17 protein-coding genes are annotated in these 20,111 nt (G+C 58.2%); 7 read left to right on the top strand and 10 right to left on the bottom strand.

The window, feature by feature from the left end:
- Position 1: 1 nt before the first annotated feature.
- Positions 2 to 1,126: a cytochrome c oxidase subunit II gene (gene coxB / locus FZF01_RS01420; RefSeq protein ID WP_150276314.1), complete on the bottom strand. Its 1,125-nt coding sequence runs from the start codon at positions 1,124 to 1,126 to the stop codon at positions 2 to 4.
- Positions 1,127 to 1,543: 417 nt separating this feature from the next.
- On the opposite strand from coxB, the gene FZF01_RS01415 reads away from it, so the two are divergent.
- Positions 1,544 to 2,191 (top strand): hypothetical protein, encoded by a 648-nt coding sequence (locus FZF01_RS01415; RefSeq protein WP_150276313.1) that lies wholly within the window; start codon positions 1,544 to 1,546, stop codon positions 2,189 to 2,191.
- 18 nt (positions 2,192 to 2,209) lie between these two features.
- Here FZF01_RS01415 and FZF01_RS01410 read toward each other — a convergent pair whose 3' ends face one another.
- On the bottom strand, positions 2,210 to 2,473 hold the full coding sequence (locus tag FZF01_RS01410; RefSeq protein WP_150276312.1) for a YheV family putative zinc ribbon protein: 264 nt from the start codon (positions 2,471 to 2,473) through the stop codon (positions 2,210 to 2,212).
- Positions 2,470 to 4,530, bottom strand: coding sequence for an oligopeptidase A (gene prlC, locus FZF01_RS01405; RefSeq protein ID WP_373286426.1), 2,061 nt, complete (start codon positions 4,528 to 4,530; stop codon positions 2,470 to 2,472). Before prlC ends, FZF01_RS01410 begins: the two co-directional genes overlap by 4 nt.
- 124 nt (positions 4,531 to 4,654) lie before the next feature.
- Between prlC and FZF01_RS01400 the strand changes: the two genes are divergently transcribed.
- The 4 genes from FZF01_RS01400 to amt all read left to right on the top strand — a co-directional run bounded on the left by FZF01_RS01400 (position 4,655) and on the right by amt (position 11,091).
- Entirely contained in the window at positions 4,655 to 5,197 is a 543-nt protein-coding gene (locus FZF01_RS01400) for a gamma carbonic anhydrase family protein (protein WP_150276310.1), read from the top strand.
- A gap of 72 nt (positions 5,198 to 5,269) precedes the next feature.
- Positions 5,270 to 6,334, top strand: a complete 1,065-nt coding sequence (locus tag FZF01_RS01395) for a GGDEF domain-containing protein (RefSeq protein ID WP_150276309.1) — start codon at positions 5,270 to 5,272, stop codon at positions 6,332 to 6,334.
- Positions 6,335 to 6,490: 156 nt separating this feature from the next.
- On the top strand, positions 6,491 to 7,516 hold the full coding sequence (locus FZF01_RS01390; protein ID WP_150276308.1) for an NADP-dependent oxidoreductase: 1,026 nt from the start codon (positions 6,491 to 6,493) through the stop codon (positions 7,514 to 7,516).
- Between the two features lie 188 nt (positions 7,517 to 7,704).
- Entirely contained in the window at positions 7,705 to 11,091 is a 3,387-nt protein-coding gene (gene amt, locus FZF01_RS01385) for an ammonium transporter (protein WP_150276307.1), read from the top strand.
- Between the two features lie 14 nt (positions 11,092 to 11,105).
- Here amt and FZF01_RS01380 read toward each other — a convergent pair whose 3' ends face one another.
- The 4 genes from FZF01_RS01380 to FZF01_RS01365 all read right to left on the bottom strand — a co-directional run bounded on the left by FZF01_RS01380 (position 11,106) and on the right by FZF01_RS01365 (position 16,009).
- Positions 11,106 to 11,738 carry a sensor histidine kinase gene (locus FZF01_RS01380; RefSeq protein WP_150276707.1) on the bottom strand — a complete coding sequence of 211 codons (633 nt, stop codon included), beginning with the start codon at positions 11,736 to 11,738 and terminating at the stop codon, positions 11,106 to 11,108.
- 86 nt (positions 11,739 to 11,824) lie between these two features.
- Complete coding sequence (locus FZF01_RS01375) at positions 11,825 to 13,429, bottom strand: tetratricopeptide repeat-containing response regulator (protein ID WP_150276306.1); 1,605 nt, start codon at positions 13,427 to 13,429, stop codon at positions 11,825 to 11,827.
- A gap of 122 nt (positions 13,430 to 13,551) precedes the next feature.
- On the bottom strand, positions 13,552 to 14,226 hold the full coding sequence (locus FZF01_RS01370; RefSeq protein WP_150276305.1) for an NAD(P)H-binding protein: 675 nt from the start codon (positions 14,224 to 14,226) through the stop codon (positions 13,552 to 13,554).
- Between the two features lie 121 nt (positions 14,227 to 14,347).
- Positions 14,348 to 16,009, bottom strand: coding sequence for a long-chain-fatty-acid--CoA ligase (locus FZF01_RS01365; RefSeq protein WP_150276304.1), 1,662 nt, complete (start codon positions 16,007 to 16,009; stop codon positions 14,348 to 14,350).
- A gap of 181 nt (positions 16,010 to 16,190) precedes the next feature.
- Between FZF01_RS01365 and FZF01_RS01360 the strand changes: the two genes are divergently transcribed.
- Complete coding sequence (locus FZF01_RS01360) at positions 16,191 to 18,137, top strand: alkaline phosphatase D family protein (RefSeq protein ID WP_223825350.1); 1,947 nt, start codon at positions 16,191 to 16,193, stop codon at positions 18,135 to 18,137.
- 21 nt (positions 18,138 to 18,158) lie between these two features.
- Here FZF01_RS01360 and FZF01_RS01355 read toward each other — a convergent pair whose 3' ends face one another.
- The 3 genes from FZF01_RS01355 to FZF01_RS01345 all read right to left on the bottom strand — a co-directional run bounded on the left by FZF01_RS01355 (position 18,159) and on the right by FZF01_RS01345 (position 19,704).
- Complete coding sequence (locus FZF01_RS01355) at positions 18,159 to 18,575, bottom strand: PaaI family thioesterase (protein ID WP_150276303.1); 417 nt, start codon at positions 18,573 to 18,575, stop codon at positions 18,159 to 18,161.
- Complete coding sequence (locus FZF01_RS01350) at positions 18,572 to 19,012, bottom strand: PaaI family thioesterase (protein ID WP_150276302.1); 441 nt, start codon at positions 19,010 to 19,012, stop codon at positions 18,572 to 18,574. Before FZF01_RS01350 ends, FZF01_RS01355 begins: the two co-directional genes overlap by 4 nt.
- 107 nt (positions 19,013 to 19,119) lie before the next feature.
- Positions 19,120 to 19,704, bottom strand: a complete 585-nt coding sequence (locus tag FZF01_RS01345) for a TetR/AcrR family transcriptional regulator (protein WP_150276301.1) — start codon at positions 19,702 to 19,704, stop codon at positions 19,120 to 19,122.
- A gap of 208 nt (positions 19,705 to 19,912) precedes the next feature.
- Between FZF01_RS01345 and FZF01_RS01340 the strand changes: the two genes are divergently transcribed.
- The gene (locus tag FZF01_RS01340; protein ID WP_150276300.1) at positions 19,913 to 20,104 is read left to right on the top strand and encodes a CsbD family protein; all 192 of its coding nucleotides are present in this window, start codon (positions 19,913 to 19,915) and stop codon (positions 20,102 to 20,104) included.
- Positions 20,105 to 20,111 lie beyond the last annotated feature (7 nt).

Raw genomic sequence — 20,111 nt, 5'->3', positions numbered from 1 at the left:
CCTATTGGCCGTTTTTGAAGTTGAGAATATCCAGCGGACTGACGATGTCGCCGGTGTCGTTACCCCACGCGTTGCGTTCGTAGGTGACCACCGCTGCAATATCCACTTCAGACAGCTGGCCATCAAATGAGGCCATTGATGTACCGGGCTTGCCGTTGACGACAATATTGATGTGGCCAGGTATGTCGTTCAGAGCCATGTCGCTACCCTTGAGTGCAGGGAAGGCCGGTGGCAGACCGCTGCCGTCAGCTTGGTGACAGGCTGCGCAATTGGTGTTGTAAACACGCTCGCCGCGCTCCATCAACTCGGCCAGTGACCATTCCTTGTCGCGCAGTTCGGCTTCTGCCGCGGCTACGGCCTTCTTGTCTGCCAGCCAGGCGTCGTAATCTTCCTGGGTTCTGGCGTCGACGACGACGGGCATGAACCCATGGTCGCGACCACAAAGTTCGGTACATTGACCGCGATAGATGCCGGGCTCCTCGATGCGCGTCCAGGCCTCGTTGACGAAGCCGGGTATGGCGTCTTTCTTGACCGCCAGCGCAGGTACCCACCAGGAGTGGATTACGTCTGCGGAGGTGATCAGAAAGCGGATCTTCTTGCCAACCGGCACAACCATGGGCTCATCTACTTCGAGTAGATAGTTTTCGCCCTTGTCGGTCTGGTTGTTGATCTGGTCGCGGGGGGTGGTGAGGTTGCTGAGAAAGCTTACGTCCTCGCCAAGGTACTTGTACTGCCAGCGCCACTGATATCCGGTGATCATGATGTCGACGTCGGATTCTTCCGCATCATAGATTTCAATCAGGGTTTTGGTGGCTGGCACTGCCATGCCGATCAGGATCAGTAGTGGAATGACGGTCCAGAGTACCTCGACCGAGATGTTTTCATGAAAAGTCGCGGGTACTGCGCCCCGGGACTTGCGGTGCATGAACATCGACCAGAACATCACACTGAAAACAATCACGCCGATGACGACGCAGATCCAGAAGATCAGCATGTGAAGATCGAATACCGACCGACTGATGTCGGTCACACCTTCGGACATATTAAATGCCCACCCGGCGCTTACGGTGCCACTGAGTGTCAGCAATAGCAGACCACCCAGCCAGGCGCTTGCATGTCGCAACATTCCCGGTTCCCCTTTTTTTTGTTATCTGTTCTGGAGCGGAGGGAAGGGTATTTATGCCGTCATCAGGACTTGATAAACACGAATGCCGCTATTTCCGGCCCCTCGCTGGGCGAAGGTGGATATAACGACTGGCCCCCCAAAAACTGCCAGACCGCTTGAGTATAGACCTGACAGGTCTCATGGCAATCCCCCGAAGGCCTCTTTTTTTGTTCTTTGTCAATTATCCGGAAGTGAATTTGTGTTACTACCCATTCTGTGGAAATGCGCTGCCAACGCACTGCCAGACACTCTGCAAACTATTCTATTGGCTCGTTTGCGAGTCACTTTGACGATATCAATATGCTCTGCTAGTTTGTCCAGCTACCCCCTCACCCTTCCTTGCCAGCCTGCATCCGGCCGGCATAAACGGAGCCCCAGATGAACATACTCGCATTGCGTGAGCGCATCAGCCTGGCAGAACAGCACGAGACAACTCAATCTTATCTGCGAGGCTGGTTACAGGAGCGATTACCGACGCTGCATCCAGCGATCGCAGCGGTTGATGAGCATGATGTAGATGCTTTCATGGGCTTTGTAAGTGGGTATATAGGACAGGTTCCGGATGTGCTGGAGGCTGCAATGGGGGTTGCGACCCAGGCGCGGATTGGCGCCCAGTTGCTTCCGGTAATGAAGGTGGCCGAGACTTTTTTTCTGCAGCCGCCGGATCTGCCTGCCGATCATCGTGGCCTGCTGGCATTGCTGGACGAAGCCTATCTGGCGCACCGGTTGCTGGAGGAGGTCAACGATCGTTATCTGGCCCACGGCGGTGGCCAGTTGGTGCCTCTGGATACCACCCGCGCAAACCTGATCGTGCATCATCTGCTCGAAGAGGAGTTCGCCAACGAACTGGATGCAATGGTTCAGGTAGCTGTTGATGGCCTGGCCCCGGATAGCGTTTTCCACGGATCGGATTTCAGCGAATACAAGCAGCGCATGAATGTCGAGGGAAAACGGTCTCTCTGGCAGGAGTGGCCCTGCATGTCAGCGCAGTTGGGTGTGGAGATCCGTCTGCGCGACATGCCCTGAACAGGTGAACAGGCAGGGCTATTTCTTTTTCAGCTTCGGATTGGGGAAAAACTGTACCGTTTGCACCTTTTTCTCCGGCGTGGGTTTGGCTTTGTTGACCCGGGTGGGTACCTCGCGCGGCACTGCATTGCCGCGCTCGTCCAGGGTATCGGCATAGCCACAACTGACACATTCACGCGCCGGCCTGCCGTCCTCATCGAAGGTCCGGATGGTATCCATCTCGGTGCAGGCGGGACATACCGCGCCCGCGATAAAACGCTTGATTACCGGCTGCTCGTTCATGCTGCCTTCCCGGTCAGACCGCTGTGGCGCAGCAGCGCATCGATTGTCGGTTCGCGACCGCGAAACGCGACGAACAGCTCCATCGGTTCGCGGCTGCCACCGCGGGCGAGAATATTGTCGCGGAAAGCCCGGCCGGTATCGGTATTGAGTACGCCCTCCTCTTCGAAGCGCGAAAACGCATCGGCCGAAAGCACCTCCGCCCACTTGTAGCTGTAATAGCCCGCGGCGTAGCCACCGGCGAAGACGTGGCTAAAGCCGTTCTGGAACCGGTTGAATGCTGGTGGGCGGAATACGGCAACTTCGTCACGCACCTTGTCGAGCACCTGTTGCACGCCCAGCTCCGGATCGTCACGACGATGTAAAAGGAAGTCGAATAGCGAGAACTCGATCTGGCGCAGCATACCCAGGCCGGATTGAAAGTTGCGTGCGGCAAGCATCTTGTCGAGCAGATCCTGTGGCAACGGGGAACCTGTTTCGTAGTGTCCGGAAATCAATGCCAGACCTTCCGGCTCCCAGCACCAGTTTTCCATGAACTGGCTTGGCAGCTCGACGGCGTCCCAGGCCACGCCATTGATACCCGATGCGGCTGGGTAGTCGACCTGCGTCAGCAGATGATGCAGACCATGACCGAACTCGTGGAACAGCGTGGTGACCTCATCGTGGGTCAGTAGCGCCGGCTTTCCGCCCACGGCGGCAGTACCGACTGGCGGAGTAAAATTGCATACCAGATAGGCGATCGGACGCTGCAGTGCGCCGCCGGGCAGGCGGCGGCGGTCGCGACAACCGTCCATCCAGGCCCCGCCGCGCTTATGACTGCGCGCATACAGGTCGAGGAAGAACCGGCCGGTTACCTCGCCTTGCTCGATCACTTCAAATAGCCGTGCATCGGGGTGCCAGCGATCAAAATCCTGTGTTTCGCGCAGCTCGATGCCATACAGTTTTGCTACTACACCGAACATGCCCTGCAGCACCTGGTCGATCGGGAAGTAGGGCTTGAGCTCTTCCTGGGAAATTGCGTAGCGATGCTGACGCAACTGCTCGCTGTAATAGCCGACATCCCAACTCTGCAAGTCAGGACAGCCGTTTTCAGCGGCGAAATCGCGCAATGCCTGCAAGTCCTGCTCGGCAAAGGGCTTGCTGCGGTGGCCCAGATCGCGCAAAAAGCCAACAACCTGATCGGTGTTCTCGGCCATCTTGGTCGCCAGGGACAACTCTGCGTAATTGGCGTAGCCAAGGAGCTCGGCCAGTTCCTGGCGCAGGGCAAGAATCTCGTCGATCAGCGGGCCGTTATCGTTTTCGCCGGCATGGGGTCCCTGGTCGGAGGCACGTGTGCTGTAAGCGGTATATACCTCTTCGCGCAGGGCGCGGTCGTGGGCATAGGTCATTACCGCGTAGTAGCTGGGGAACTCCAGGTTGATAAGCCAGCCCTCCAGCTCTTTGCTCTGTGCTGTCTGACGTGCCTGAGCCATAGCCGACTCGGGCAGGCCGCCGAGTATACTGGCATCGGTAATATGCCGGCTCCAGGCCTGGGTGGCATCCATCACCTGATTGGAAAAACGGCTTTGCAGGTCGGACAGGCGTAACTGCAGCTCGCCATAGCGCTTTTGTTGGGCCGCTGGTAACGCGATGCCGGACAACCTGAAGTCGCGCAGGGCGTGCTCGATGATGGTCTGTTGCGCCTGGTCCAGCGCGGCAAAGTCTGCGCTGTCAGCCAATTGCCGGTAAGCTTCGAAGAGCTTCTGGTTCTGTCCCAGTTCGGTGCTGAACTCGCTCAGCAGTGGCAGGCAACTGTTATAGGCGTCACGTAGTTCCGGCGTGTTCATCACCGCATTCAGGTGGCTGACCGGGGACCAGGCGCGAGACATTTTCTCGCCCATCTCATCGAGAGGTTCGATCAGGTTTGCCCAGGTCCATTTCTCCGGTGGGTTGTCCAGAAGACTGGCGAGCTGGGCCCGGCTGTCGGCCAGTACCTGCTCGATGGCAGGCTTCACGTGCTCGGCACGGATGCTGCTGAAGGGCGGCAGGTCGTAGGATTGCAGCAGAGGATTGGACATGATGTTGGGTATCCTGTTGGGTGCGTCTTGAGTCAATGGCTATCATGATATGAGACATCCCGTGCTTACGCACGGCCAGTCATTTTTATTAATAGTATCAAGAGCTTTCCCCAATGGAGATCAAACCATGAAGATACGCCCTTTCCGCGGCAAGCAGCCGGTTTTCGGCCAGGCGGTATTCATCGACCCGACTGCGGTGGTCATCGGCGATGTTGAACTGGGTGACAACTGTTCCGTTTGGCCGCAGACCGTCATCCGCGGCGACATGCATCGTATACGTATTGGCGCGCGAACCAGCATCCAGGATGGCAGCGTGCTGCACATCACCCACGCAGGCCCCTTCAACCCCGACGGCTACCCGCTGCAGATTGGTGATGACGTGACGGTAGGCCACAAGGTATTGCTGCACGGTTGCAGCGTCGGTAGCCGGGTATTGATCGGGATGGGCAGTATCGTCATGGATGGTGCCGTAATTCAAGACGAGGTCATTCTTGGCGCAGGGAGTCTGGTGCCTGCCCAGCGCACCCTGGAATCCGGGTATCTGTACATGGGTAGCCCGGCAAAGCAGATTCGACCTCTTACTGAAAAGGAATTGAGCTTCTTTACCTACACGGCGGGGAATTATGTCCGCCTCAAGGATGAGCACATAGCTGCTTTCGACGCTGTCTGATTCGTCTATGAAGCCCGATGCGCGCTGCTACACTCAGGTGAAACAGAAAGCCTGGAAAAGTGGAAAGGATCTATGCAAGGGTTAATTGACCCCCCTGGTGCAAATGGACAGCTGTTGGAAACCAGTGGTCTGGCCGACGCGGATCAGCGCTCCCTGTTGCGGCTGACATTTTCCACAACCGGCTTCACGCTCGGCCTCTTTTCTCTGTTGCAGCTTTTTCAAAGCCATTATCTGCTTGCCGGGGTCGAGCTGTTAGCGGCGCTGGCATTGCTCTGGGCGGCCAGACGCATTTCTCGCGCGCGCAATGTGGTCCTGTGGGTCTATGTCTACCTTGTGCCGCTGTTCTGCTTTCTCGTTTACATCGTGATCATGCCGGGAGCGTCGATCACCGCTTTTGTCTGGGTTTATCTGGTGCCGATTCTGTCCTATCTGTTGCTCGGACGCAGAGCGGGTTTCGTGCTGGCTGTGCCGGTGATGCTGCTGGTTACGCTGGCTTATCTGGTGCGCTATGGCATGCCGGACACTCCGCTGGGCTGGATCGATCTGGGCAATGCGCTGCTGTGTGGTTTTCTGGTGCTGGTTTTCGTTCATCTATACGAGAGCCGTCGTGCTGCGGCCCAGCGTGCCCTGCAGAGTATGGCCGAAACCGATGCCTTGACCGGGGTGGCCAATCGCGGTCATTTTCAGGCCTATCTCGAGCGCAGTATTCTGGCGTCCAGGCGAACTCAGGCGCCCTTTGTGCTGGTTGTTCTGGATGTTGACCTGTTCAAGGAGGTCAATGATCGCTGGGGGCACGATGCGGGAGACGCGGCGCTGCGGCATATCTGTTCCTGTTTGGCAGGCCGTCTGCGCGCAACTGATTTCATCGGCCGGTTGGGCGGCGAAGAGTTCGGCATCGTGCTTGGCAACACCGAAATCGAAGCGGCCATCCAATTGGTGGAAGGCCTGCGTGAACGAATTGCTGACAGTTACCTCGTACACGAAAACCATCACATCGCACTGTCCGCCACCTTCGGCCTTGCCCAGTGGCCCGTGGATGGAGACAGTTTGCTGGCGTTATATCGCGCAGCTGATCGCAGGCTTTATCGCGGTAAGGACGGTGGTCGTAACCAGCTGGTTGCCTGCGACGAACAATAACCCCGCGGCCTGGCTTTTGTTTCGGGCTGCCAACTAGTCCGAAATCAGCCCGATGAATAGTACCCTTGCAGCCGTGACATCCGCACATGCTGGTCTATTATCGTGCCGTCTGGGCTTATCGTGCCCTTTTCTGTTTATGTCAATTCGAGGCCTTTCATGACTGCCTACACCAATCGCAAAGTAGTACTCAACAAGCGCCCCCAAGGTGAAATTGCCGATGATGATCTGGTAATCCGCGAAGAGCCGGTGCGTGATCTGAAGGACGGTGAAGTCCTGCTCAAGACACTGTGGCTGTCTCTTGACCCTTACATGCGCCCGCGCATGAACGACAGCAAGGGCTATATGGATCCGATTGAAATCGGTGCACCTATCGTGGGTGAAAGCGTTGGCCGTGTTGTCGAGTCCAAGTCCCCCAATTATGCAGTGGGTGACGTTGTCACCAGTTACTCGGGCTGGCAGGAGTATTCAATCATTCCCGGCGACGCGCCAATGGTTTACAAGATCAAGGACCAGGGTGTGCCTCTGCAGGCCTATCTGGGCGTGGCGGGCATGCCCGGTCGCACCGGTTACTGCGGCCTGACCAATGTCGGCAAGCCCAAGGCGGGCGAAACTGTTGTTGTCTCCGCCGCATCCGGGCCTGTAGGCACTGTAGTTGGCCAGACGGCTAAACAGATGGGTTGTCGCGTCGTCGGCGTCGCCGGTGGCGAGAAGAAATGCCGGTACGTGGTTGAAGAGCTGGGCTTTGATGCCTGCGTGGACTACAAGGCCGGTAACCTGGAAGCGGATCTGAAGGCCGCCTGCCCGGACGGTATCGATGTGTATTTCGAAAACGTTGGCGGCGAAGTCACCCGTGCGGTAGCCAAGCTGCTGAACAAGGGCTCACGGGTACCGGTCTGCGGTTACGTTTCAGCTTATAACGCCGAAGATGCCAGCAAGGTCGAGACGCCCTTCCATGTGTTCGGCGCCATGGGCGAGAACAAGCCCGAGCACCGCTTCTTCCTGGTCACCGAGTGGCAGGACCAGCACCAGGAAGTCACGGCTCACCTGGCTGAGCAGATTGCCTCCGGCAAGCTCAAATACAGCGAGACGGTTGCCGAGGGTCTGGACAATGCGGTTGACGCATTCAAGGGCATGCTCAAGGGTAAGAACTTCGGCAAGCAACTGGTCCACGTCGCCGACTGATTCGTTCTTCTTTCCCTCAGGCCGGGTGGCGTTCTGCTGCCCGGCCAAAGTGGTACATATTCTGCATTCTTCTGCACTGTATCGAGCCGATGCGCCGTCTGGCGCATCAATCATGCGCTTGATTGGTGCGTTCAGGACGACAATGCGCCATCAAAGTGCCATAGCTGGTTTGGCTTGCAGGTGCCGCGATGCCGCTAGAAATGCTGGACGTACTCTGGGTAGTCCTCTGTGCCGGGCTGGTTTTCAACATGCAGCTGGGCTTTCTGTGCCTTGAGGCCGGTCTGACGCGCAGCAAGAACGCGATCAACGTGGCGGTCAAGAACATGGCCGATCTGAGCGTGGCAATCCTGCTGTACTGGCTGTTTGGCTTTGGCCTGATGTTTGGTGCGAGCCAGCAGGGCTGGATTGGTGGTGGCTTTACCATGTTGCCATTCACCGATACCTGGCATTCGGCCTTCTTTCTCTTCCAGGCGATGTTTTGTACCACGGCGGCAACCATTGTTTCCGGAGCTGCAGCCGAGCGCATGCGCTTCAGTGCCTATCTGATAGTGACTGCCCTGGCGGCGGGTCTGATCTACCCCCTTTACGGCCATTGGGCCTGGGCCGGCACCTTCAGTGAGGGGCTGGGCTGGCTTGCCGAAAAGGGGTTTGTGGATTTTGCCGGCGCTACTGTTGTTCATGGGGTGGGCGGCTGGATTGCGCTGGCAGTGGTTCTGGTACTGGGCCCGCGGGAAGGTCGCTTCGACGTGGATCGTAACGGTCGCAGCCTGCCCGGTTCGAACTTGCCCCTGGCGATGCTGGGTGCCTTGCTGTTGCTGTTCGGTTGGTTCGGATTCAACGGTGGCAGCACCTTCAGTTTTGATCACAGCGTGCCGGGCATAATTGCCAACACGGTGCTGGCGGGGGTGGCGGGCATTCTCGGAGGTATGTTGCTCTCCTGGCTGCGCTGGCGGCTGGTGGACCCCGTTTATCCGCTCAATGGCCTGATCTCCGGCATGGTTGCTGTGACAGCCAGCGCCCATGTGGTTGACGCCGGATCAGCGCTGATAATTGGCCTGATCGGTAGCTTCATCATGTATCTGGCCGACCGCCTGCTGTTCCGTCTGCGTATCGATGATGCGGTTGGTGCGGTGCCGGTTCACCTCGCCAGCGGCATCTGGGGGACCCTTGCAGTGGCACTGTTTGCCGATATGCAGCTGCTGGGCACCGGATTGAGCCGCTGGGAGCAGTTACTGGTGCAGGGCCAGGGTGTCATAGTCGCGGGCCTCTGGGCTTTCGGCCTGACCTGGATCGTGCTCAAGCTGATCAATCGATGGCTGCCCCTGCGGGTGACGCCCGAGGAAGAGCGCGTAGGTCTGAACGTCTCGGAGCACGGTGCGCGTACCGAGTTGATTGAACTACTGGAGGCCATGGCGACGCACCAGCACGATGGACACTTTGCCCGCGAGGTGCCGGTTGAGCCGTTCACCGAAGTAGGTCAGATTGCCAGCCAGTACAACAAGGTCATACGAGCGCTACAAAGTGCCGTGGGTACTACCCAGTCGATCATCCGGGATATTCGTGACGGTATCGTCACCTGCTCACCCGAAGGTGTTCTGGCCAGCTGTAACCCGGGGGCCGAAAGGCTTTTCGGGCTCTCCTCGGTCGACTTGCTCGGCCAACCGCTGCATCGGCTCGTGGCAGAGGATAACTGGCCAGGCTTGCCGAAACCGGAACGCGGGGGGGAGCTCAAGCAGGAGGTTCTCTTCAGCCGTAACGGACATGAACAGTTTGTGGCAGAGCTGACCGTGAGCCGGGGCGCCTTTGATGACCGAGCGGTAACCTGCATGATTCGCGACATCACCGAGCGTCGGCGGATCGAACAGCAGTTGCATCAGGAGAAGATGCTCGCGCAGGTGACCCTGGCGTCGATTGGTGATGGCGTGATCACTACGGGGCCTGATAGTCGCATCCGGTACATCAATCCCGTAGCGGAAAAGCTCACTGGCTGGGAGCACGGTCAGGCCACTGGCCGGCCCCTTGAAGAAGTGTACCGATTGTATGATGAGGCCAGCGGCACGGCCCTTGGCAATCCCGTTACTGCGTTGTTGAGGCGCTACAGACAGCCGCTGGCATCTGTGGATGGAGCGAGTGTCACGCTGCGACGCCGTGATGGAAGCGATGTGGCGATCCAGGATGCGGTAGCGCCCATACGCGATGCCGAGAGCCGTATTATCGGCGCCGTGCTGACTTTTCGTGATGTGACTGTCAATCGCCGTCTGGCCCGCGAGTTATCCCATCAGGCAGCCCATGACACGCTTACCGGCCTGGCCAACCGAGCCGAGTTTGAGCGACGACTGGCTGCTGCCCTGGCGTTGCCCGCCAGCGAACGGGGTGAGCAGGTGTTGTGTTACATGGACCTTGATCAGTTCAAGATCGTCAACGATACATGCGGTCATGCGGCGGGGGATGAGCTGCTGCGCCAACTCAGCAAGATCTTCCAGGCGCGCATTCGCAGTAGTGACATCCTGGCCCGCCTGGGTGGTGACGAGTTTGGTCTCCTGTTGGCTGGCTGCCCCCTGGAAGAGGCGCTGCCCATCGTTGATGGTATCCGCTCTCAGGTGGAAGAATTCCGCTTCAGCTGGGAGGGCAAGGCATTCGCCATCGGGGTAAGTATCGGTCTGGTACAGATTGCTCCCGGGGAAACCCTCGGCAGACTTCTTAGCGCAGCCGACAGCGCCTGTTATGCGGCCAAGGATGCAGGACGTAATCGTATCCATATCTATCAGGCCGATGATGAGCAACTGCTTGAGCGTCGCGGCGAGATGCAATGGGTAAACCGGATACGACAGGCACTGGACGAGGACCTGTTGCGCCTCTACGTGCAGCCAATCATGCAGGTGGCCGGGCATTCGACCAGCCCCAGTTATGAAGTGCTGGTGCGGCTGTTGGGTGATGACGGTAACGTGATTCCGCCGGGCGCGTTCATGCCTGCAGCTGAGCGTTACGCCCTGGCGACAGCGATTGACCGCTGGGTGATTGGTAATTTCCTTGCCTGGGTGGGCGATTATTCACGGCGGCATCCGGATAATCCGGGAAACTATTCGATCAATCTGTCGGCCGCTTCCCTGGGAGAGGACAGTTTTCTCGAGTTCGTGCTGGAAACGCTTGCCAGACACCGGGTGCCAACGGAGTGCATCTGTTTCGAGGTGACCGAAACCAGCGCGATAGCCAATCTGAGTCGGGCAGTGATTTTCATGCAGCGCCTCAAATCCATCGGTTGCCGGTTCGCATTGGATGATTTTGGTTCGGGATTGTCGTCGTTCGCCTATCTGAAAACCCTGCCGGTGGATTTTCTGAAAATCGACGGCGTATTCGTCAAGGATATCGAGTCTGATCCGATAGCGCGGGCCATGGTGTCGGCGATCAATACCATTGGTCATGAGATGGGCTTGCTGACGGTGGCCGAGTTTGTCGAAAGCGAGGGTATTCTTACCTGCCTGAAAGAGCTGGGTGTGGATTACGCTCAGGGCTATCACCTGGGGCGGCCGCAGCCTCTGGTGGAAATCGAGGGCGTGCGGATGATGCCTCGCTGAACGGACGTCTGCGGTCAGGGCAGATAGATGCGGAATTCACCTCCGCCCAAGGGGCCGTCGTTACGCAGTTCGATGTGGCCCTTTACCTCATCGCGGTGGTGCAGCTCCGCAATACGTTGCCCAAAATACAGGCCCAATCCGGTACTGCCGGTACTCATGTTGATGCCCAGCACGTACTCTGATTGATTTTCGATCATGCTTGGCGGGTAGCCCTGACCATCATCGCTTATGGCTATGACCAGTTGGCTATCCGCGACCCAGGCTTTCAGCTGGATGGCGGAGCGCGCATAACGGATCGAGTTGTTGATCACGTTACCGACCACGGACCCGACCAGCTCGGTATCGAGAAAGGCCATTAGCCCGTCTTCCTCGACCTCGTAGGAACCCTCTATATGCCGGGAGCGCAGAATTTCATCGTGGCGGGCTAGTTGTTCCTGTAGAAAGTCCTCCACCTCGAGCCAGTTCGGCCGCATGGGCAATTGATTGACCCCCAGCTTGTAGAGCCCCAGCATTTGTACCAGCATGCCGTTCAGGCGCATGGACTCATATTCGATCATTCCGCGCTCTGCGGTTTCGCTCAGCTCGGGGGGCAGTGCGCTGGACCATCTTTCGTAGGCTTGCATCAGCAGTCCCAGCGAGTTCTTCATGTCGTGCACAGTGGACGCAATCACCGTGGAGAAATCCAGGCCTCCCGGCGCCTCCGGATCAGATTGCTGCTTCTGCTGCTCGTCGCTCACAGGCCTGCCACCGTCTTGCAGAGTTTTTCATAACGGGGATAGCGTGAGTCCGTAGCGGGAATATTGCTGACCTGCGCCAGACATTGCAGGCATTCATCCTTGAGATCTGCGCTCGGCTCGGCTAGCAGCAACCGCAATACCGACTGTGCGGTGTTGAGCGCAAAACTGATATTGCGCGGTTGCAGGTCCCGGGCCTGACGAAACAGATCAAGTGCCTGGGGAAACTGTTGTTGCTGGTATGCCTTGATGCCTTCCCTGTTGAGAGTCTGGGCCTGGAGCCCGGCATTGAGTATTTCGGGATTGCTGGTCTGACTGGCGATCGCTTCCATGATCCTGGCATCGTCGCCGTACATTTCCGCACAGGTAGCCAGTACGCTCTCGGCTTTGTCGGCATGCCCCAGATGCTGCATTTGCGCAGCCACCTCCAGGGCTATTTGCGCAGTAAAGAAATTGGGCAGATCAGCCATTCTAACGCTGGCTTCAGCCACCAGTTTATCTGCTGCGGCCTGATCGCCAGTTTTGGCTACAGCGCTGGCGTGCACCAGATTGCCGCGAATAGTGACCTTGGGGTCGTCTTTCCAGGCTTTACCCAGATCGCCCAGGGTCTGGCGAATTTCAAGTAGCGCCTTTGGGCTTGGCGCCTCGTCTCCAGCCTGCTCGTTCAAACTGGAGGCCAGGCCTAGATGATCGTCAGGGTTGCGGAACTGCGAATTGCGACCCAGATCGACGGCCTGGCGGAATGCGCGAATGGCCTTGTCGTAATCGCCATTGGCCCGTGCGAGCCTGCCCAGCTCATGCTGGCGCTGCAGGCTGTTGGGCGAAATGCGCAATCCCTGCTCAAGATATTCCTGAGCCTTTGCGGACGCGCCGCGGGCTGCGTGAACCGCAGCCAGGCCATCGAAGAGGGCAGGCAACATCGGGAACTGGCTGATTGAGGAGGTAAATAGTGACTCTGCCTTATCCAGCTCGCCGATGGCCAGCCAATGATTGCCCAGCATGATCAGGGCCCAGGGTAGAGGACGATCCGCAATAAGTTCATTGAGCAGCGCTTCGAGCTCGGCATGCTTGCCCAGCGCTTTGAGTGCGCCGGCTTTATGCCGCAGACATTGTGGAGCGAAGCGTTTGTTGGCAGCCATAACCTGGTCACAGGCAGCCAGCACGGCTTGCTGGTCATTCTTTACCTGGGCATCGAGGATGGGTTTGAGGGCCAGCTTCCGCTCCACCAGCTTATCCAGTCTTTGCTGGAGACTGGCGCGGTTGAACGGTTTGGTCAGGTAGGCGTCAGGCTCACACTCCAGGGCACTCATTACCATGGCCTGGCTGCTCTCGGCAGTACACATCACGAAAATACAGTGCGGACTGATCAGGCCCGCATGATGCAACTCCTCGAGTACCTGTTGGCCGTTCTTGCCAGCGCCCAGGTTGTAGTCATGCAGAATCACGTCGTAGCGTGTATTACGGCACATGGCGATGGCGTCTTCACCCCGCGCTGCGGCATCGACTTGCTTTACTGCCATCAGCCGCAGCATCCCGGTCACCGAGGTGCGAAACTCGGAGAAGTCATCTACTACCAGGAAGCGTTTTTTACTGTAATCGATCATATGGGTACTCGGTCAGCTGCAGGCTTTGTGCTTCAGTATAGCTGGCTGCTCATCTGGTCAGGGTAAGGCAATGTGCCATTATAAGGAAGTGAGCTTGTGGATGCGGCTTTTCGCACAGACGCTCAGGTGTCTTTCGCACTATGGTGACATTTGATCTGGTCCGACTGGACGATACTCGTGCCGGGGCGGGGTTCCACTGCGGCAGCCAGCATGACCGCTGCCACGTCGCTGGCCTGCACCGCCTGGTAACGCGCGGGGATAACCGGTTGCAGCAGCCGCGCCAGCCACAGACCGATACTTTCGCCCAACCTGAACTCGGGGCGCACGCCGCCTGCAAGCAGTGAGGGTCGCACGTGGGTCAGGGAGCTGAAACCCAGGGTTTCCAGATCCTTCTCGATCTGGCCTTTGGTACGCAGATAAAGTGAGCGTGAAAGAGGCTCTGCCCCCATCGACGAATTGAGCACGAATACCGGTGTCCCGGCTTGCTGCGCAAGCGTGGCCGCCTGTAATACATAATCGTGGTCAACACGATAGAACTTCTCGCGTGAGCCGGCCTGGCTGCGAGTGGTTCCCAGGGCGCAGAGCACTGCATCAACTCGCCACCAGGTTGCATTGCGGGGAAGCTCGTCGAAGTCCACCAGAGGGTTGAGCAAGCGATCACTGATCTTCAGGGGGCGGCGCGTGGGCGCAATGACCCGCAATACCTGTGGATCAGCCAGAGCCTGCTCGATCAGCATGCTGCCTACCAATCCCGTCCCGCCGAGTATCAGCAGGGTTTTTGTCGATTGTTCGCTCATGGCAGCTCCATCGGAACGTGTGCGGTGCAAGGATGCTCATAGTGACAGGCTGCGCAGCGGCCCGTTCACTTTTATCCCCGCGGCAACCATTGGCACCGCCAGTTCTCGAGGTCAGCTCCGTTCAACTGTGCCCAGCCCACTCCTCTTCCTGCAGCGCGCGCCAGAGAATTTTGCCGGTGGGTGATTTGGGCAGGCTGTCGACAAAAGCAATCTGCTTGGGGCATTTGTAGGCGGACATGTTTTGCTGACACCAGGCCATGATTTCTTCAGCACCTACCGTCTCGTGTCCGGCAGCACGCACCACCACAGCCTTGGCAGTCTCGCCCCGCCGCTCGTCCGGAGACGAAATGATGCATACCTCCTGAATCGCGGGATGACCATAGAGCAGCGACTCGACCTCTGCCGGCCAAACCTTGAAGCCGGAGGCGTTGATCATCCGCTTGACGCGATCGACCAGATAGAAATAGCCATCCTCGTCGTAATAGCCGATGTCGCCAGAGCGAAAGAAACGTTTGCCGTCCAGTTCGACGAATGCGGCGGCAGTGGCTTCTTCACGCCGCCAGTAGCCGCCAAAAACCTGTTCGCCGCGCATGACAATTTCGCCGGTCTTGCCCACGCCGACCTCCTGCAGGTTGTCGACGTCAATGATGCGCGAGTCCACCCCGATAATGGGTATGCCCAGGCATTGCGGCTTGGGTGCCTGGGGAGGATTCATGTGGGTGGCGCTGATGGTTTCTGACAGGCCGTAGCCTTCGGCGTACTGCAGGCCAGTTTTGGCCTCCAGCTTGGCGGCGACCGCAGCGGGCATGGCTGCACCACCGCCACCGATCCCCTTCAGGCTGCTCAGATCGTAATCGTCGATGGTCGGTTCGGAGAGCAGGTCGACGACCATGGTGGAAATGTTGCGCCAGCCGGTAATGCCATGATCCTGAATCAGTTGCGCCGCCACCTTGCGATCCCAGCGGGTCATGACCACCTGGGTGCCACCAATGTAGATCGCACCGTTCATGCACACTTGCATGCCTGTCACGTGGAACATCGGCACTGATACCAGTTGCACGCTGTCGTGCTGGGCGTTGCCCCATACAGAACAGTAAACCGTGGTGGCCATGGCGCTGTGGTGGGTGTGCACGCAGCCTTTTGGATTGCCCGTGGTGCCAGAGCTGTAGGGGATCACGCAGTTGTCGTCCGGTCCGGCGGTCAGGGCGCCTGGCCGGTGTGCGGCTGCCAGTGCATCCTGCCAACTGCTTACACCCGGCCGTGCGGGAATCGGGCCTTGGAGCAATACCGCGTCGGGCAGATCCAGGTTGGTCGGCTCGGTAACGTACTCGCCGTAGGCAGAGACAATGACCTCCTGTAACGAATCCGCGCCAATCAGACCTTCAAAATTATCCAGCAACTCGAGGCCACTCAGTGCCACTGAGGCTTGCGTATCGGCGATCAGATATTCCAGTTCGGCCTTACGGTTCATCGGGTTGACCGGCACCACCACGGCGTTGGCGCGCAGAATGGCGTAGAAACCGATCACGAACTGCGGACTGTTCTGCATATATAGCAGCACGCGATCGCCCGATTTGACTCCGGCCTGCTGCAGGTAGCCGGCCAGCGCCTCGGCCTGGCGTTCCAGCTCGGCATAGCTGAGCGCACTGCCGTAATAGAGGATCGCCGGATGGTCCGGGTAGCGCAATGCCGAGACAGTCAGATTGCTGTAGAGGCTGGTCTTGGGCAGTTCGAGAAAATGCGGTACCTGATCGGGCCATACGTTGTAGTGACGATCGAACATGGCGGGTCTCTCCTGAGCAGACTGGGAATGCAAGGCATGCAGGCTAGCTGCGTGGCAGTTGGCTGGGAACGGACAACAACAATGGTGTTGTCTGATCATAAGCGCCGACACAGTTGCGAAGTGGCGCCGGTGGCCCCCGCGTAATATTCTGTGTTTCCGCCCGGTTGAACCGAAGGTGCCAATGCCAGTCCGAGACTCCATGCCCGTAGACGCCCTTCAATCCATGCCTGCCATCATCGCTGGCCCAATACTCCGCAGACTCGAACCGTCACGCCTGCTTATCTGGCTGGTGGCGCGGGAGCCTTTGCCCCTGGTTCTGACCTTACAGCGCCAGGGTGGCGACGAGCACATCCATATTGAGCCCGGCGGTTCGCTCTGCCAGGTAATGCCAATCGGTCGATATGCCTTCGTACATCTTCTGGATATCACTTTGGGTGATCCCCTGCCGGTCGATACCCTGGTTGAGTACGACTTGTCCTGGAGCGAAGCGAGTGAACAGCAAAATCTGGGCAAGGCTTTGCCCCACCTGTTGCACGCGGGGCGAGAGCGGCCTTCACTGATGATTGCGGCCACTAATCGCACACTGCTGCATGGCTCCTGTCGAAAGCCGCATTTTCCCTGTGGCGACGGCCTGGTACGCGCCGATAGCTGGCTCGCCGAAAGGCTGGATGAGCCCGAAAAGCGGCCCGCCTGGTTGATGATGAGTGGTGACCAGGTGTATGTGGATGATGTGGCCGGGCCGATGCTCCACGCGGTGCATCAGGTGGTCGAGCGCCTGGGCCTGTTCGATGAGCAGCTCGAGGGCGCTACCGTTACAGACAGTCAGCAGCTGTATCACAGTGCGGACAATTATTATCGGCGCGAGCAATTGTTGCCCGACATCCAGATGAATGCGCCGCTGAGGGAGCGTTTTTTTGGTGGTGCGAAAAAACCGGTGTTCACCTCCGCCCATGCCCATAATCATCTGATGACGCTGGCTGAGATGTTCGCCATGTATCTGCTGGTCTGGTCACCGGTACCCTGGCGGTTGGTCGAGTTACAGGCGCCGGAGCTGGAGGCGGACCAGGCAGAGAACTACGAGCGCGAAAAAATCGCCATTGACGACTTTGTCAGCGGCCTGCCACAGGTAGCCCGGGTGCTGGCGCATTTGCCGAGCCTGATGATATTCGACGATCACGACGTTACCGACGACTGGAATCTTACCGCCGAGTGGGAGAGCACCGCTTACGGGCATCCCTTTTCCCGGCGCATTATCGGAAACGCTTTGCTGGCTTATCTTGCGTGTCAGGGCTGGGGCAATGATCCGGATCAATTGCGCGAGCCGCTGCAGTCCCTTGCCCGGTTGCTGGATAACGCCAGCGAGAGTGGCTGGCTCGATGCGGCGGCGCAGGATGCCTCAATCGAACAGTCTCTTGGTTGCCAGTGCTGGGGTTATGAAGTGGCGGGCACGCCGCATTTGCTGGTACTGGATACGCGCACCCGGCGCTGGCGCAATGCTCGCCGCCCCGGCCACCCCTCGGGCCTGATGGACTGGGAAGCGCTGAGCGAGATGCAGCAGATGCTGCTGGACAAGGAGGCTGTAGTGATCGTCACAGCGGCGCCCATGTTTGGTGTCAAGTTGATCGAGGGTATACAGAAGCTCTTCACCTTGGCAGGCAAGCCCCTGCTGGTTGATGCCGAGAACTGGATGGCCCATCGCGGCGCGGCCAGTGTCATGCTGAATATCTTTCGCCACTCACGCACCCCGGGGAACTTCGTCGTGCTGTCCGGCGATGTGCATTACTCCTTCGCCTATGATCTCACTATTCGCGATCGTGATCGTGACCGCCGGCCGCGTATCTGGCAGATCACCAGCAGCGGCCTGAAAAACACCTTCCCGGAAAGCCTGCTGAACTGGTTCGATCGCCTCAATCGCTGGCTCTATGCCCCCTGGTCTCCACTCAACTGGCTGACCAAACGTCGCAGCATGCGTGTTACCCCTCGGGATCCCGACCGCGCCAAGGCCGGCGAAAGGTTGTGGAACGGCAGTGGTATCGGTTTGGTGCGAATGGATCAGGCCGGCAGACCCATCGAAATAACCCAGCTGGATGCCCGGGGCTTTGATGTGACTTTCGAACAGCGCCACTGAGGCCAGGTGTCCAGCTGTGGCTCAGGTTTGTACCGGGACCAGCAGGGCATCGCCGGTAGCTACAAGTTTTTCAACACCGTCGTGGGTGGCGAACAGCTCCGCGGTACTGAAAATCTGCTGGCGGCCCGGTTTGACTACCCGAGCAGCAACCCTGAAAGTCTGCCCGGTTGCCGGACGCAGGCAGCGCACGGTGAACTGGGACGCCAGAACATTACCGCTGAGCGTCGCCGCCGCGAATCCGCACGCGGTATCGATCAAGGCTCCCTGGATACCGGCATGCAAAAAGCCACTGTATTGCCCCATCTCCTTTTTCCACTGCATCGCCAGTTCTACCTCACCAGGAATCGCGGAGATAACCTCCAGCGCCAGCCAGCTATTGAATTCGGCAAGACGGGATATAGCCTGGATCTTGCCAAGTAGCTCATCTGCATCACTCATGCGCTGTTCTCCCGATTGTCGTTTCGTAGTGATGCCTTGAATACTGCTTTGGCCGTTGCGCATAGCTTGCCATCGGAGAATATTTTCGCCTCCGCAAAGCACAGGGATTGACCGATGCGCGAGGGCTCTGCGCAGACTTCCAGCCACTCACCGGTGCGCGCTGTGCCCAGATAGTCGATATTCAGACTGACGGTTACCAACCCGCCGATATTGTCGATCTGGCGCGCGCAGCTCAGTCCCATGGCGTTGTCCGCCAGGGCCGACATCAGGCCTCCATGTACAAAGCCGCGACTATTCACATGGGGTGAGTCGGCAAATAACCCGAGGGCGAAGCTGCTCGCCGATGCTTTGGCATACAGGGGTTCCCACGGGTCGGTCAAACCGCTGCGGCGGTCATGGCGGGAAAATCCGGCGGGTAGGGGTTTGTGGCTATCCATGGCTGACCCTCAATGGTTATGGCTGCTTTTATATATAGACCAGTTGTTATAATTAACAAGCTTTACTTGAATAAGCAATCTGAAGACGCTCAGCAGAGGGCAATCAATCAGGCAGGCTTGGAACGCAGCACCATCAGTGCGGCAATTTCTTCCGCGGCCTCGATGACGGGCCTACGGCTCTGCTCCACTCTGGCCTGGATCAACGAGCCCTCGAGAGCGGCTATGGTCAGACTGGCCAGACGCCGAGCAGCATCCGGTGCTGCTCCGTCGTTGAGCAGCAGGTCCTCGAATATCTGGCACCAGGCGCTGAATCCGTCCTGCGCGGCAATACTGAGAGCGGACGATTGAGGGACTGTTTCGAGAATAGTGGTGGCCATCGGACAGCCGTCGCGGAATGCAGACTGCTCCATCCATTCGCAAAGACGCGCGGCAAAGGCTTTTAGCAGGTCCGGAGCGGTGGTGTTTGCAGTGCGTAGCTCTTCCAGAGCGCGGACCGCCAGTTGCGCGGAGTATCGCAGCGCCTCTTCGCCGAGTTGCTCCTTGCCTTGGGGAAAGTAGTAATAAAGCGAGCCTTTGGGTGCTTTGCTCTCGGCAAGGATTTCATTCAGCCCAGTTTTGGAATAACCCTTCTTGCGAAACAGCATTGCCGCGGCCCGGACAATATTGAGACGGTTAACATTGGGAGCGGACATGCGTTGGATCCTTGGCCGAAATGAAGGGTGATGACGCTAGTTTATACGCAATGCTTTGCCCGTTGGTTTATCGAATGATCGAGGCAAGAATAGGGCACAGGATCGCTTTTTTGGCATATCGCGGCGGGGTCGGCGATTGAACTGTTGTCATGCTTGGGTGTCTGAACTGGGTGAGGTCGAATTCCGATCACTCGCCAGGAGTAACACCATGACCAGCACTACGGACAAGATCAAGGGCACAGCCAACGAAGTCGTTGGCAAGGGCAAGCAGGCTGTCGGCAAATCTGTCGGTAACGACCGCCTTGAAACCGAAGGCGCAGCCCAGGAAGTCAAAGGCAAGGCTCAAAACCTGAAAGGTGATGTCAAGGACGCTATCAAGGACGGCATCGACAAGGCCTGATAGCGTT

This window comes from Halopseudomonas salina (assembly GCF_008641105.1).
Note: the sequence above shows the minus strand (reverse complement) of the source record. Positions and strands in the feature narration are given on the sequence as shown.